Genomic DNA, 13,825 nt, shown 5'->3' with positions numbered 1-13,825 from the left:
TCAGAGATGGAGCACCGTGCCGCCTCTCTGCAGGATGTCCTTCTTAATTTCAGTAAAGGCAGCGGGATCAATGGCCCGGGTGGCATTTTCGATAAGAACGGTTTCAAAGCCCTCTGCCAGGGCATCTTTTACTGAATAATATACGCAGTAGTCGGCCGCAAGTCCGGCCACGTGCAGTTCCGACACCTTCTTCCCTCTCAGGTACTCAGTGAGCCCGGTCGCCTTTTTCCGGCCGTTATCATAAAACGCACTATAACTGTCGGTCCCGGGATCTGTCCCTTTCCTGAAGATCGTCTCGATACGTCGCTGATCCAGCTGTGCCGAAAGGGCCGCACCATCAGTACCCTGCACACAATGGTCGGGCCACAGCACCTGCTCCAGGCCGTTCAGCTCTATGCGGCTGAACAGGGACTTTCCAGCATGACTGGAAGCAAAGCTCTTGTGACCGCGAGGGTGCCAGTCCTGACTGGCAATAACAAGCGGATACTGCTCCTGCAGTCTGTTGATCTCCGGGATCACCTCATCGCCCTGCGGAACAGCCAATGCGCCTCCGCTTAAAAAATCATTTTGAATATCTATGATCAATAAAGCCTTCATCAGTAATCAAAAAATTAAGGATATCTGTGAACAAAGCAGAAAATCAGCATTTGAACGTATTGGTACATGTAATCGAAAAGAGATTCATGAACTGCGCTTACAAACGGGAAATGATAATTGCTTGAGTGTCTTTAAGGCCAATTAAACGTAGCGAAGCGATCTCAATAACGGCGATTGGCCGTCAGCTATCAGCAGTCAGCAATCTTTTAAAAGGCACTTAATTATCTCTATAACACAAATACACATTCACAGAAATTTAACGATATGTGCGAACTCCCGCAGCCCGGGGGAGCTGAGCAGGGAGAACTCCCCTATTTTTTGCCCCGATCCTCAGCCGTGTTGATGGTCTTATCGACCGTTTCTATCAGCCCTCTGACCGCGTCCTTCAGCTTCGGGTTCCCGTTGTAATTTACGTCAAAGGTTACCTTCTTGCTCTTTCTTTTATACTTGTACTCCAGGTAGTAGCGCGGTCCCCTTGCACCTCCTGCACCCTCGGCAACGGTAAGGTCTGAGGGGAAATCCCAGAACCCGTACTCTACCGCCTTGCGATGAAGGAAGAGCAGATCGTCTTTGGTGAGCTTCACCTGCTTCTTAATCAGCGAATCCCGGTCATTGAGATACTGGTAGCTGCGCGTTTTGGAATCGTACTGGTTAACCAGGCTGTCTCCTTCTCCATATTTAAAGGTGAGCGATTCAAATTCGGCAAACTTGTAAGGTGCGTTCTTTACCATCATGCCATAGTAATAAACGCAGTAGATCAGAAACGGAACAACTATACTTAATGCTAAGAAAATCTTTTTTCCTTTGTCACTCATGGTTCGAAGGTAATAATAAATACAGGAGCTTTTTTTAACTATTCTGCCTCAACTTCTTCAGGATGGAATTCCTTCTCCCACTTAGCTATTACAACGGTCGCCAGGCAATTTCCGATGACGTTGACGGAGGTGCGGGCCATGTCCATGAGCTCGTCAATACCGAGGATAATAAAAATGGGCCAGGTAGGCATTCCGAAAGAAGAGGCCGTTCCGAGGAGAATGACCAGCGAGGCCCGCGGTACTCCGGCAACGCCCTTGCTGGTCAGCATCAGGGTGAAAACGATCAGCAGCTGGTGGCCGAAGCTGAGGTGCATGCCTGCCGCCTGAGCCACAAATATAGAAGCAAGCGCCAGATACAAGGTGGTGCCATCGAGATTAAAGCTGTAGCCCGTGGGCATCACAAAGGCCACTATCTTACGCGGTACGCCCAGCTTCTCGAGGTTCTCCATCGCCCTGGGCAGCGCTGCCTCAGAACTGGTGGTTGCAAAGGCAATGGAAACAGGTCCGGCAATAGCGGCGATGAACTTCCGCACCGGCACTCCAACCAGCAGAGCGATTGGCAGCAGCACGCCAAAAAGGAAGACAAGCAGGGCCACGTACAGCGTGGCCAGAAGCTGGAAGAGATTGACCAATATGCCCAGCCCCATATGTCCTACCGTATACGCGATGGCAGCACCTACCCCCACGGGAGCAAAGTACATCACGATATTGGTGAACTTAAACATCACTTCAGCCAGGCTCTCTGTGAAGTGTAACATCGGAAGACGCTTGTCCTCGCGTACCATGGCCAGCCCTACGCCGAAAATGACGCTGAAGATGACAATCTGCAGGATCTGTCCCTCTGCCACTGACTTGGCAACGTTCTCCGGAAAAATATGAAGGATGATGTCGGTTGCCGACTGAGGCGGGATCTTCGGAAGTTCTTCGTGCTGTGCAGGCGGAATCTTAATACCTACCCCTGCCTGTGAAATATTGATAGCAGCAAGCCCGATGAACAAGGCGATGGTGGTAACGCTCTCAAAATAAACCATTGATTTCCAGCCCATACGCCCAACCTGCTTTAAGTCGGCGTGACCGGCAATCCCGTACACGAGGGTGGCGAAAAGCAGAGGTGCCACAATGGTCTTGATCATCTTGAGGAAGACCTTACTTAACACCTGCAGGTTCATGGCCAGTTCCGGATAGTCATGTCCTATCTCAGCCCCGATGACCATGGCAATAAGTATCCAGGAGGTGAGCGACTTCTTTTTAAGGCCGAATACCACTAACCCTCCGATTGCCAGCCAGCGCGAGAATATGAGGACCTGCGACGGAATAGCCACCAGGTTATATTCGTTAAGAAAAAGGAGAATGGCCGCAATACTTACGGTAATGATAGCAGTAAATCCTGCCTGTTTTAACTTCATGGGATTAATTTAATGGCCAGCAAATGTAAAATAATTAGCTTTACCAGTCAAATTACTGGAGATACATGAAACAGGAAAGCTTAATTGCGATCAAAAAGGAGCTAAAGGCGCTGGAGCGGGAAGAACTGATCGAAATTTGCCTGAAAGTGGCAAAATATAAGAAAGAGAATAAGGAGTTGATCCACTATCTGGTGTTCGAAAGCAGTGACGTGGACGGATATATCGACTCTGTAAAAAAATCCTTACAAGCCGGTTTCGAGAGCCTTCATCCTGGAATCTATTTGCGGTCTAAGGAAATCCGGAAAATGCTCCGGACCCTCAACAGGCACATTAAGTTTACCGGACAGCCCCTTGCCGAGGTGCAGCTCCTGATCTGGTTCTCGCAGCAATTCCTCCGCTACGCGGGCCTCACGTCCTCGCAGAAACAGCTGGCACTGCTCTTATTCCGCGTCTTGCAGCGAGTAAAAAAGAACCTGCTGAAACTTCATGAAGACCTTCTCTTTGATTATCGCGAAGAATACGAGAATTTGCTGGAGCAGTCGTCGCCGAAGCTGAAGAATTTCGATCTTGCCTCACTCGAGCTGTAACAAACACCATCAGAGCGTATCAAAAGGACGATGACAAGCAAAGAAGCTTTGTTTAAGGAGATTTTCAAGTCGAACTCAAAACGGGTTTTTCACCTGTGCTATGGCTATACAGGCGACAGCGACTCGGCCAACGACCTGATGCAGGAGACCTTTATGAAGGTTTGGCAAAACCTTGAGAAGTTCCGCAATCAGGCGCTCATCTCCACCTGGATTTACCGCATCGCAGTAAACACCTGCCTCTCCTGGCTGCGCGTGGAAAAGCGGCAAAGTAAAGAAGAACTGACCGACAACATCATCGAGAATAAAAGGGAAGAACTGTCGGAGAAAAACGAGCAGGTGGCGCTGCTTTACAAGTGCATATCACAACTTGAAGAAAATGAACGTTTAATAATTACGATGGTTCTTGACGAAGTGCCTTATAACGAGATTGCTGAAATTGCCGGCATATCTGACGGCAACCTCCGGGTGAAGATTCACAGGATAAAGAACAAGCTTACTGAGATATACAACCGCTATGAAAGATTTTGATGCATTAAAAGATATATGGAGCGGTCAGGTTTCAAAGCCGGGGATTAGCTACGAAGACCTGGTAGGCCGGCTTAAAAAGACCAAAAAGACCTTTAGCAACAAGCTGCTGCTGGAGGGCCTTGGCATGGTCGTCGCCATTGTGATCCTTGTGTGGGTATGGCTGTCAAATCCCTTTATCATGTGGACCACTCACCTCTCGCTGCTCATCCTCATCTCCTGCTGTTTATATTACGTATTTGTTCAGGCGAGCGATTACAAAAGCTTCACTGAGAGCGAGTCTATGCTGCAACAGCCTGAAAACTATATCCAGTACCTGAAAGCTTATAAAAAGAAGAGATACGTACTCAACACCCGCAAATACAGCATCTACAGCATCTTCATCGGTATTGCGTTCGCGCTTTACTTCGTAGAGCTTTACTTCATTGCTCCCTTATGGCAAACGGCTGGCGGGGTGGTGTTCACAATCGCCTGGTTCTTTATCTGCTGGCGACTGATGCGCATCTACATCGGAAAAGAGCAGGAGAAGCTGCGCGAGATGATCTCCAATCTCGAAAGGCTGCAGAAACAGTTTAACGACTAAAAGCTGCGGTCAGGAAGCTTGTTATTTTTTAGGCTCCACGGTATTAACAGAAAAAGTGCTTCCTCTGAGGCTGTATTCCAGTATTTTCTTGCCGGTTGGCTTCAGGCCTGCTGTATCCGACTCTTCAAACAGCGGAAACTGCCGATATAAAACACCTTCCTTCACGTAGATGGAGTCTTTACCGCGGTAGTTCTTTTTGGTAGAGGATGTAAGGTCAGGGAAACGGATCTCCCGGCCATTTCCATTATCATCAAACTCATACACGTACATGCGGAGCGGGTTCTCCTTGTCGTCAGATTTGGCCTCTATGAAGATTTCAGGGTTGCCGTCTGTGTCCATGTCCATATTCCAGGCATCGCTGATGCGTCCTTCGAGCTCCTCTGTTACCGAGCAGTACTTGATGGCTGCCGAATCAGAGCGGAGGATCATAAAGGCGCCGCTCAGTTCTGAACCTCTTCCCCAGCTCAGCACGTCAAAGGTGAGACCCGGCTTCACCTCAACAGCCTTATGAAACCGGAAGGGCGCCGGCAGCACCGTCTTCACAACAGGCTTTTCGGCCTTCTTTTCCTCCTTTGAGGTGCATGAAACAAAGACCGAAGCAAAACAGACTAATGTAACGTTTATTGATGCAAGTATCCTCATAACAGTAATTGACAGCATCAATAATACGAAAGGTTCTTAGAAAATAAAACAGGAGAGCCAAATCTTTGCGCTAAAAGGGTTAAGCGCAGAGGCAGCTCCGTGCAGGGTGGCGCCTCTGCCGCGGGTGCAGGTACCTCTTAAGCGGACGAAAATAAGGCATGCCGGATGCCGTCTAGCGGAAGAGGATCCCTACTTTTTTTCCTGAGATGTTCTCAAGCATCGGCTTAAAGATCACGAAGGCATTCTCCCGGGTCTTGCCAAGGATGTCCATCTCCTTTGCGTTCTGGAGCATTCGCTGCTCAGCCAGCTTATAGACATCCTCAACCATGGCCTTTGTGTCGGTGGGGAACCAGGTGCCTGAAACGTCGTACACTTTGGAACGCTTGTGATCGATCTTAAAGTAGCAGATCTCAGGCTGCGGAAGCGTAACGGTAAGGGAGTCCTGACCGGAAGGCACCACGTCTTCTTTCTTCACCCGCGTGAGGTCGATACAGCCTGCTACCTCCCCTGCTGCTACAAGAAGGATCCGCTTGTCGGGCAGGATGGTGCGCAGCTCTTTCTTTTCCAGCACATCCTTCATCGAGTACTTCACGAGCTCCAGCTTGCCGATGCTGGTGATCTTCTCGATCATGACGTCTTCGCTGATCTCTGTGCGTGTAGTGAGGAACTCCCGCTTCAGGTAAAAGAAAAGAAGGAGAAGGGCAACTGCAATACAAATGGTGATGGTCAGGATGACTGTTATTCTGGAACGGATAGAAGATGATGCCATGGCTATATAACGATAAAAGTGCCGGTTCCGGCACTTTTATTCAGCAATTTTTTCTGTTTGCGACGACTGCTGCGTCTGTTTCAACCGGTGAGGTCTTTTCTTTCCAAATGATTTGTTGGTGATCTTTCCTCTTTTTGATTTGATATCTCCTTTTCCCATAAATGTGATATTTAAAAAGTAAAACAAGATAACGCTTTAAAAGCCGAAAAGGTTTTGCTACAGATCAAAGGCCGGAAAGCCCTCAGCTCCTAGTGAGCTGTTTCGTATTCCTTTTCAGCAAGGTACCGCTCAGCCTCCAGCGCCGCCATGCATCCGGTACCAGCAGCCGTCACGGCCTGGCGGTAAATTTTGTCCTGAGCATCGCCGCAGGCAAAAACCCCTTCGATGTTGGTTTGTGCAGTGCCTGGTTTGGTGATCAGATAGCCGGTCTCATCCATGTCGAGCCAGCCTTTAAAAATGTCTGTATTCGGCTTATGACCAATAGCCACGAAAAATCCGGTGACCGGGATGGTCTTTTCCTCTCCCGTTTTATTGTTCACAACATGGACTCCCGTCACGTTCTGACCATCACCCACAATCTCCTTTGTTTCGGTGTTGTAATGGATTTCGATATTGGCCGTGTCGAGTACCCGGGCCTGCATCGCCTTAGAAGCCCTGAACTCGTCGCGGCGGACCAGTACATGCACTTTGCGGCACAGCTTAGCCAGGTAAGTAGCTTCCTCAGCAGCGGTGTCGCCAGCCCCAACAATGGCCACATCCTGGCCTTTGAAGAAGAAGCCGTCACAAACCGCACAGGCAGAAACCCCAAATCCGTTATATTTCTGCTCGCTTTCGAGGCCCAGCCACTTTGCTGAAGCTCCGGTTGCCACGATCACAGTATCTGCTATAATGGTTTTATGCTCGTCGATCACCACTTTATGGAGCGGCCCTGAAAAATCGACCGAGGTTGCATAACCAAAACGAATGTCTGTACCAAACCGCTCTGCCTGCTTTCTGAAATCTTCCATCATCTCCGGTCCCATGATCCCGCCCGGATAGCCCGGAAAGTTTTCCACTTCGGTAGTCTGAGTAAGCTGACCGCCAGGCACGATGCCTGTGTAGAGCACTGGTTTTAAATCTGCGCGAGCTGCATAGATCGCAGCGGTGTAACCAGCGGGACCTGAACCTATAATCAGGCATTGAACATGTTCTGTTTCCTGCAACATAAAATCTATTTAATTTACAAATTTACGAGTTTCTCTGCCCTTAGGCAAGTCACCCTCAGGTCAGATTTCGGTCTCTGAACCAAACCTCGTCGGGAGCGGCCTGAAAGCCCTCCATCCGTTCAAGCAGGGCGGCGGGGTTGCTCTCGTTTATCACCAGGTCGCGGTTGGCGGGCTTCAGAAATTTACGTTCTACCATCACGTCCATCTGCGCAAAAAGATGATCGTAGTAGCCATCCACATTGAGCACCCCTATCGGCTTGCTGTGGAGGCCGAGCTGCAGCCAGGTCAGCACTTCGAAAAACTCCTCCAGCGTTCCGAAACCGCCGGGCAGCACGATGAAGCCATCGGCAATGTCGGCCATCTTCTTTTTCCGCTGATGCATGTTGTCGGTGATGATCATTTCTGATACCTCGCTATGCCCTACCTCCTTATCCATCAGGAACTGGGGAATCACTCCCACTACCCTTCCTTTCCTTCCGAGCACCTCATCGGCAATCAGCCCCATCACACCTACGCTTCCGCCCCCGTATACGAGCTCGATCTGTCGGTCGACCAGGGCCTGGGCCAGATCCTCTATGGCCTGCTTCAATACGGGATCTCCATTAAAATTTGCGCCGCAATAGACACAAATGCTATTCATTTTCATGTCTGCAAAAATAACAAAGGAGTTGAAAGCTGCCGTATCAGGATTTATAAGAAAAGGCTTCATTATTTCTTCTGGAAAGGGAAAGGATAGATCCTGAGTATTACCAGGACCGTACCTGGGCCGTCCGTTTTCTGTCGTTTTTTTTACAGCTAGCAAGTCCGGAGACGAAGCGGAGACGGCAAACTGACGAAGCGGAGACGAAGAAACGACGAAGCGGAGACGAAGAAACGCCGAAGCGGAGACGAAGAAACGACGAAGCAGGAACGAACCAGGAACGAATGAGAAACGAAGCAGAAGCGAAGAAAGGACGAAAAACCGACGGCAAAACGACGGCAAACTCCCGAAGCGCAAGCGAAGAACAGTAAAAGAACCAACGAAGCGCCTTGCAGCGAGTGACGAAGCGCATCTGTCAAAAACGGGGCTGATCCAGGAAAATCGAACCAAGCTGGCACCAACGAGCGACGAAGCACTTTGGGCAAGAACGGGACTGATACAGGAAAATTGGACGAATCGGGCATCAGCAAGTCTTTCGTTGGAGAGGAGTTTTCCCGGGGAATTGAAGGAAAATTGAACCAAGCGGGCATCAGCAAGCAACGAACCGCATCGGGCAAGAACGGGGCTGAAACAGGAAAATCGGGTCAAGCGGGCATCAGCGAGCGACGAAGCACTTTGGGCAAGAACGGGACTGATACAGGAAAATTGGACTGCCGGGTCCTCTGTCTGTTATATAAAAGAACGCTTCTGACAATGGCGTAAGCTCAAAATTAGCGATTTTCCTACTCCCTTGCGTAACCGGCGAAAGAAATAAAAAGCAGGGATACTTACTCTGTTTAAGCGGCCAAACACCCTGCTAAACCCCTCCGAGGGCAAGGCCGCAGAATCGTGCCGAAGTACAGATACACAGGGGTGCTGCCTGCTTAATCAAGCAAATTATAAGAACAAGGCGTATCAATGAGGCCGGTACACCCTATCGGGCTCGCGCCCCGACGCTACTTCCGCCTCTTTTAGCAAAGGTGGTAAAATGCGAAAGCCCGGTGCGTACTCCGAACCGGGCTTTTGTAACGTGATGGTCTGCTATTTGGCGAGCAGTCCGTCGAATGTGATTGCGGCATAGTAAAGAGCACCTAGTGTTGGTCCTCCCGCATACTGGATATACTTCTTGTTTAGCAGGTTGGTTCCTCCCACCTTAATCGTCGCTTTACTTTGGGGGATGCGGTACGAAGCCTGCGCATCAACGGTATTGATGGCTGCTACCCGGCCGGTCACCAGGGGGCTCTCCCATAAGAAGGACTCCTGCCAGTGGTAGACCACGTTGAAGCCCAGGTTCTTCACGATCTCGCGGTTCCCAAAGGAAATATTGGAAGCCCATTCGGGCGTATTGAAGCCGGTGACGAAGATATCCGAACTGCTGTTCGACTTCATCTTATTGAAGTTGACATTCCCCGAAAGGGTATATTTTTTATAAAAGTTATAGGTCAGGCCGAGAGCCGATCCGTAGGCCCGATAGGTGTTCCGGGCATTGGTATAGACGCGGTAGCGGTCCTGACCCTTGCTGGCAGCATTTCCGCCGGAGGCTGCGGTGGCATCCCGGTTACGGTCGATCATGGCGATAACTGCCGCATCAGAACCCACGGTCTCTCCCTTTGGAACAAATACCTGAACCTGGCCGAGGAAACCGTCGTACTGGTTGGTGTAGGCATCGACATCGATCACGAGCTTGTTGTTGAGGATGATGCTCTTGTAGCCGAACTCGTAGGACGTGATGCGCTCGGGGCGCGCCTCGGGAAGATTAGCAGGCTGCAGCAGACCCCGGTTGGCCAGAGCGGCGGCATCAGTATTTCCGGCAGCCTTCACAGCGGCGTTAAAGTTAACGACAGAGGCCTGGGTATAGCTGTTGTCGAGATAGCCCAGCCCCTCGTTGATGTATGACAAGCTTCCAACGCGCTTCACACGACCGTTATTGACGTATGACAGCGCCTCAAAGAGTGCGGGAAAGCGGTAGCCTTCCTGAAAGGTGAACCGGAAGTTGTGATTTTCCTTAAAGGTATACACGGCTGCCAGCCGGGGCGTGAACTTGGGATCAAACTCAGGGTTGTAATCAAACCGGAGCGAGCCGAACAGCTTTAGCTTCTCGTCAAACAGGGTTTTGGTAAGCTGTGTGAAAGCACCGAATTTCTTATAATATACTTTATCTCCGAAACTGCCGTCAGGCAGCTGTTTGCTCCTGTCTTCAATAGGCCGTGAAAAGTCGACAAAAGTATTGCCATCGGGGATCACCTGGTAGATGCGGGCGTCGCCTCCTAAAAGGAGATCAAACACCTTTACCTGATTGGACAGATCCCACTGCCCTTCAACGTGATATAAATTACTTTTCTGAACTAGAGCAGCACCCCCTGTTGCAGGAGCGTCGGGGATCTGGGAGGATTTGATATCCCAGTTATTGATGTGGCGGATGGTGTTTTTTAAGTCGTTAAAAGCCTGCGTACCGGGAGTAACCCGACCGGCATCAGCCTGTTCCCTTGCGTAACGGGTGGCTGCTGCCAGGTTAGAGGAGGACAGGACGCCGCCGTTTTCGCTGGCGTATGCGTTGAGGGCAGTCTTAAACTTCGTCCCCCATACACTGCCGCTCCCTCCGCTGGCCAGGTCGAGGTTATCGGCCAGGGGCTTCACGTTGTAGGAGTCGCCAGAGTCTTCCTTCGACAGGTAGCCGCGCAAAAGAAAGTTGGATCCCTTCACCTCTAACTTGTGGTTCTGAACGATGACATTATCGAGCTGTATTTTGTTACCGCGCTGAAAAACGCCGTCCATCTTACCCACGCGGTAGGCGTATGAGAGCTCCACCTTGTCGGTCAGCCGGTAGTGAAGGGCGGCATCGAACTTCAGGTTGTCAACTGTTGGACTCACCAGATCCTTTTCCCAATATCCGGTTCGTGCCACTGTCAGGGTCTGGTTAGGCTGTCCGTTGATGGTAAGTCCGGTTATGGACACGGTATTGCTTCCTGCCAGGGCATCGTCGCCATATTTGTTCCATCCGTCAAAGACAGCATTATTTTCACCGCTGAGCTCCGGGAAAGCAGGGTTAGCGGTCTTCAGGCTGTTAGGGTTCTGGTCGAGCCGCGTGTCTGAGAGCCAGTCGGTTCCGCGCATATAGCTCGCATTGATCTTGAACGCCCACTTATTATTGAAGGCCCTCGCATAGCGGATAGCCGTTTCGGTGAGATTGCTCAGCTCCCTGCCTGTGCCGCCGGTATGATTTAAGCCGGTTTTCTGATAGATGCTCAGCCCCTGATAAAGAAAGGGACTTTTGGTAAGCAGGTTCGACATGCCGTTGATGGCGTTCATGCCGTAGAGCGCAGAGGCAGCACCGGGAGTGATCTCAACGCTTGCGATATCGAGCTCTGTTGGGCCAACGGCGTTACCGAGCGGAACACCCAGCGTGGCGGCCTGCATGTCTACTCCGTCTACCAGCTGCATGAAACGATAGTTGCTGGGAATATTAAAGCCGCGTGTATTCGGAATTTTAAAGGTGAGGCTGGACGTGGTCATCTGCACACCTTTTATATTCTCCAGCGCGTCGTAGAAACTCGGCGCCGGACTTTCGCGAATGGAGCGTATGTCGAGCTTATCGATTGCCACGGGCGACTTCATGATGTTTTCCTCCACCCTGGAGGCCGTGACCACGACTTCCTTGCCGAGCATGGTTTGAGTAACAAGCTGGATGTTTAAGTTCGACTCGGGGCCTTTTACCTCGAACTCCTGGGCCTGAAAACCAATACTTCTGATCTGCAAAACGAAGGGGTACCGGGCGCGGGTCTTCAGGTTAAAGTTCCCCTGCGCGTCGGTCACTGTGCCAGTGACGGTTCCCTTGACCAAAACGCTTACTCCTTCCAGAGGCTGTTTGGCCTGCTGATCGACTATGTGACCTGATACCAGGATAAAGTTGTTGCCCTGCGCACGGGCAGCCGAAAAAAGGACAAAGACAAACAGGAAGGACGCGAGTATGCCCTTAGAAAGAACTTGTAGAAAATGATTCATTAGTGATTCTGGTAATTTTTGAATTAATAAAGTGGGTGAAGTGGATGTGATCTGTCTACCAGCTTCAACAGACATGTGTATGAAGTATTACAATCATGATAACTCTATAGATTTAGTAGACTAAATACGGAAAATTAGCTGTACTCTGCAAGGGAAAAGTATTCTTTTTTAGACAAATCGTCACAAACAACTGAAACTGAGGAACTAACAGATGTCGATTTATTGCAGCTCAGCGCCAGAACAGGGCCTTAGTTTTGGTTCATCCCTGCGACGCCGCGAATAAAGATATTGCGTTGAAAAACCAGGACAGGGCGTTTTTTTTGCTAATTCTCCGTTAAAGACAAGGCGGTGGCAGCAAGTCGGCCCTCTTTTACCGGCGCAATTTGTGCGTCATTCTCCGGGAAAAGGATAAACGGGGCTTGAGGAGAACGTCATATATAAACAGAAAAGAGGCTGAAATCATTGCTGATCAGCCTCTTTTTTTGGTCTCTTTATGCTCAGGCAGTCTAGCGGCTGCTGGTATAATTCGGTGCTTCTTTGGTAATGGTGATATCATGCGGATGGCTTTCGCGCATTCCGGCAGCTGTAATTCTGACGAATCTGGCGTTCTGCAGATCCTCGATGGTTGCAGCTCCGCAATAGTGCATTCCTGCACGCAGTCCGCCGATATACTGATAGATCACTTCAGCGAGAGTACCTTTGTAGGGCACCCGTCCGACGATACCTTCGGGAACGAGCTTGGTCACTACATCAGTCTCGTCCTGGAAGTACCGGTCTTTTGAACCTTTCTGCATCGCTTCGACAGATCCCATGCCGCGATACGATTTGAACTTCCGGCCTTCGTAAATGATGGTTTCACCGGGCGACTCTTCTACCCCTGCAAATAAGGATCCGGCCATGATGGCACTGGCTCCGGCGGCAATAGCCTTCACAATATCCCCTGTTTGCTTGATCCCGCCGTCGGCAATCACCGGAACGCCTCTGCCTCTGAGGGCCTTGGCGCACTCGTACACTGCGTAGAGCTGCGGTACTCCTACCCCTGCGATGATGCGGGTAGTACAGATAGAACCCGGACCGATACCGACTTTCACAGCATCGGCACCTGCATCTGCCAGCGCTACTGCGCCTTCGGCGGTTCCGATATTTCCTGCGATTACCTGAAGGCTGGGGAAGTGCTGCTTAATGGTCTTCACCATTTCGATGACACCTTTCGAGTGACCGTGAGCGGTATCAACCGTCACTACATCTACTCCTGCGTTTACAAGCGCCTTGACCCGTTCGAGATTGTCGCCCGCCACTCCAACAGCAGCACCGACACGAAGGCGGCCGTGCTCATCTTTACACGCCTGCGGGTAGTTCTTATATTTCTGAATGTCTTTAAAGGTGATGAGTCCGACGAGGGCACCCTTCTCATTTACGACGGGTAATTTTTCAATTTTATATTCCTGAAGGATACTTTCAGCCTGCAGAAGAGTGGTTCCTTCGGGGGCCGTGATCAGGTTATCCTTGGTCATTGCCTTACTGATAGCAAGGGTGGTGTCTTTCTGAAAACGAAGATCGCGGTTGGTGATTATCCCCACCAGGACGCGTTCTGCATTTACGACAGGAATTCCACCAATTCCATAATCCTTCATGATCTTGAAGGCATCGCCTACGGTTGCGTCTTCCTGGAGTGTAATGGGGTCCTGGATCATACCACTTTCAGACCGTTTTACTTTCCTGACTTCCTCTGCCTGACGCTCCATGGTCATATTCTTGTGCAGAATTCCAATACCTCCTGCCTGAGCAATCGCAATTGCCAGCTCGGCTTCTGTAACCGTGTCCATGGCTGCAGAAATGACGGGGACATTCAGACGGATCTTTTTGGTAAGAAACGTACTGGTGTCTACATCGCGGGGTAAAACTTCAGAATAAGCGGGAATTAATAAGACGTCATCGTAGGTAAGACCTTCAGCTACGAATTTTTCGGGATCGAGATGCATGAGCAAATAAATTTTATTATTTGCCGGGCAAAT

13 protein-coding genes are annotated in these 13,825 nt (G+C 50.3%); 3 read left to right on the top strand and 10 right to left on the bottom strand.

Going from position 1 to position 13,825, the window contains the following annotated elements; translation table 11 throughout:
• The 3 genes from pncA to ACES2C_RS16210 form a co-directional block, all read right to left on the bottom strand.
• The gene (pncA, locus tag ACES2C_RS16220; RefSeq protein ID WP_374164118.1) at positions 1-597 is read right to left on the bottom strand and encodes a bifunctional nicotinamidase/pyrazinamidase; all 597 of its coding nucleotides are present in this window, start codon (positions 595-597) and stop codon (positions 1-3) included.
• Between the two features lie 311 nt (positions 598-908).
• Entirely contained in the window at positions 909-1,412 is a 504-nt protein-coding gene (locus ACES2C_RS16215; protein WP_374164117.1) for a hypothetical protein, read from the bottom strand.
• A gap of 38 nt (positions 1,413-1,450) precedes the next feature.
• A complete protein-coding gene (locus ACES2C_RS16210; RefSeq protein WP_374164116.1) occupies positions 1,451-2,818 on the bottom strand; it encodes a dicarboxylate/amino acid:cation symporter in 1,368 nt (455 codons plus the stop codon).
• A 65-nt stretch (positions 2,819-2,883) separates the two neighbouring features.
• On the opposite strand from ACES2C_RS16210, the gene ACES2C_RS16205 reads away from it, so the two are divergent.
• Genes ACES2C_RS16205 through ACES2C_RS16195 form a run of 3 tightly spaced genes read left to right on the top strand, consistent with a single transcriptional unit; the run spans position 2,884 to position 4,513 of the window.
• Positions 2,884-3,405 carry a hypothetical protein gene (locus ACES2C_RS16205; protein WP_374164115.1) on the top strand — a complete coding sequence of 174 codons (522 nt, stop codon included), beginning with the start codon at positions 2,884-2,886 and terminating at the stop codon, positions 3,403-3,405.
• Positions 3,406-3,435: 30 nt separating this feature from the next.
• Positions 3,436-3,933, top strand: coding sequence for an RNA polymerase sigma factor (locus ACES2C_RS16200; RefSeq protein ID WP_374164114.1), 498 nt, complete (start codon positions 3,436-3,438; stop codon positions 3,931-3,933).
• Positions 3,920-4,513 (top strand): hypothetical protein, encoded by a 594-nt coding sequence (locus tag ACES2C_RS16195; RefSeq protein WP_374164113.1) that lies wholly within the window; start codon positions 3,920-3,922, stop codon positions 4,511-4,513. The genes ACES2C_RS16200 and ACES2C_RS16195 overlap by 14 nt, the downstream gene beginning before the upstream one ends.
• A gap of 21 nt (positions 4,514-4,534) precedes the next feature.
• On the opposite strand, the gene ACES2C_RS16190 is transcribed toward ACES2C_RS16195, so the two are convergent.
• The 7 genes from ACES2C_RS16190 to guaB form a co-directional block, all read right to left on the bottom strand.
• Positions 4,535-5,155, bottom strand: a complete 621-nt coding sequence (locus tag ACES2C_RS16190) for a hypothetical protein (protein ID WP_374164112.1) — start codon at positions 5,153-5,155, stop codon at positions 4,535-4,537.
• A gap of 172 nt (positions 5,156-5,327) precedes the next feature.
• The gene (locus ACES2C_RS16185; protein ID WP_374164111.1) at positions 5,328-5,924 is read right to left on the bottom strand and encodes a DUF4230 domain-containing protein; all 597 of its coding nucleotides are present in this window, start codon (positions 5,922-5,924) and stop codon (positions 5,328-5,330) included.
• Between the two features lie 36 nt (positions 5,925-5,960).
• Positions 5,961-6,083 (bottom strand): 30S ribosomal protein THX, encoded by a 123-nt coding sequence (locus ACES2C_RS16180; RefSeq protein ID WP_374164110.1) that lies wholly within the window; start codon positions 6,081-6,083, stop codon positions 5,961-5,963.
• 89 nt (positions 6,084-6,172) lie between these two features.
• Positions 6,173-7,129: a thioredoxin-disulfide reductase gene (trxB, locus tag ACES2C_RS16175; RefSeq protein ID WP_374164109.1), complete on the bottom strand. Its 957-nt coding sequence runs from the start codon at positions 7,127-7,129 to the stop codon at positions 6,173-6,175.
• A gap of 55 nt (positions 7,130-7,184) precedes the next feature.
• Positions 7,185-7,769, bottom strand: a complete 585-nt coding sequence (locus ACES2C_RS16170; protein WP_374164108.1) for a TIGR00730 family Rossman fold protein — start codon at positions 7,767-7,769, stop codon at positions 7,185-7,187.
• Between the two features lie 1,080 nt (positions 7,770-8,849).
• Positions 8,850-11,810, bottom strand: coding sequence for a TonB-dependent receptor (locus ACES2C_RS16165; RefSeq protein WP_374164107.1), 2,961 nt, complete (start codon positions 11,808-11,810; stop codon positions 8,850-8,852).
• Between the two features lie 506 nt (positions 11,811-12,316).
• Positions 12,317-13,792: an IMP dehydrogenase gene (gene guaB / locus ACES2C_RS16160; protein WP_374164106.1), complete on the bottom strand. Its 1,476-nt coding sequence runs from the start codon at positions 13,790-13,792 to the stop codon at positions 12,317-12,319.
• Positions 13,793-13,825 lie beyond the last annotated feature (33 nt).

Origin of the sequence: Arcticibacter sp. MXS-1 (genome assembly GCF_041902385.1) — a bacterium.
Classification (GTDB): Bacteria; Bacteroidota; Bacteroidia; order Sphingobacteriales; family Sphingobacteriaceae; genus Arcticibacter.
Note: the sequence above shows the minus strand (reverse complement) of the source record. Positions and strands in the feature narration are given on the sequence as shown.

What these genes read in the sequence shown, in the direction of transcription:
- trxB (WP_374164109.1), bottom strand. Translation starts at nt 7,129, where the DNA reads ATGTTGCAGGAAACAGAACATGTTCAATGCCTGATTATAGGTTCAGGT.
- ACES2C_RS16185 (WP_374164111.1), bottom strand. Translation starts at nt 5,924, where the DNA reads ATGGCATCATCTTCTATCCGTTCCAGAATAACAGTCATCCTGACCATC.
- ACES2C_RS16195 (WP_374164113.1), top strand. Translation starts at nt 3,920, where the DNA reads ATGAAAGATTTTGATGCATTAAAAGATATATGGAGCGGTCAGGTTTCA.
- ACES2C_RS16200 (WP_374164114.1), top strand. Translation starts at nt 3,436, where the DNA reads ATGACAAGCAAAGAAGCTTTGTTTAAGGAGATTTTCAAGTCGAACTCA.
- ACES2C_RS16210 (WP_374164116.1), bottom strand. Translation starts at nt 2,818, where the DNA reads ATGAAGTTAAAACAGGCAGGATTTACTGCTATCATTACCGTAAGTATT.
- ACES2C_RS16215 (WP_374164117.1), bottom strand. Translation starts at nt 1,412, where the DNA reads ATGAGTGACAAAGGAAAAAAGATTTTCTTAGCATTAAGTATAGTTGTT.
- ACES2C_RS16190 (WP_374164112.1), bottom strand. Translation starts at nt 5,155, where the DNA reads ATGAGGATACTTGCATCAATAAACGTTACATTAGTCTGTTTTGCTTCG.
- ACES2C_RS16180 (WP_374164110.1), bottom strand. Translation starts at nt 6,083, where the DNA reads ATGGGAAAAGGAGATATCAAATCAAAAAGAGGAAAGATCACCAACAAA.
- ACES2C_RS16170 (WP_374164108.1), bottom strand. Translation starts at nt 7,769, where the DNA reads ATGAATAGCATTTGTGTCTATTGCGGCGCAAATTTTAATGGAGATCCC.
- guaB (WP_374164106.1), bottom strand. Translation starts at nt 13,792, where the DNA reads ATGCATCTCGATCCCGAAAAATTCGTAGCTGAAGGTCTTACCTACGAT.
- ACES2C_RS16165 (WP_374164107.1), bottom strand. Translation starts at nt 11,810, where the DNA reads ATGAATCATTTTCTACAAGTTCTTTCTAAGGGCATACTCGCGTCCTTC.
- pncA (WP_374164118.1), bottom strand. Translation starts at nt 597, where the DNA reads ATGAAGGCTTTATTGATCATAGATATTCAAAATGATTTTTTAAGCGGA.
- ACES2C_RS16205 (WP_374164115.1), top strand. Translation starts at nt 2,884, where the DNA reads ATGAAACAGGAAAGCTTAATTGCGATCAAAAAGGAGCTAAAGGCGCTG.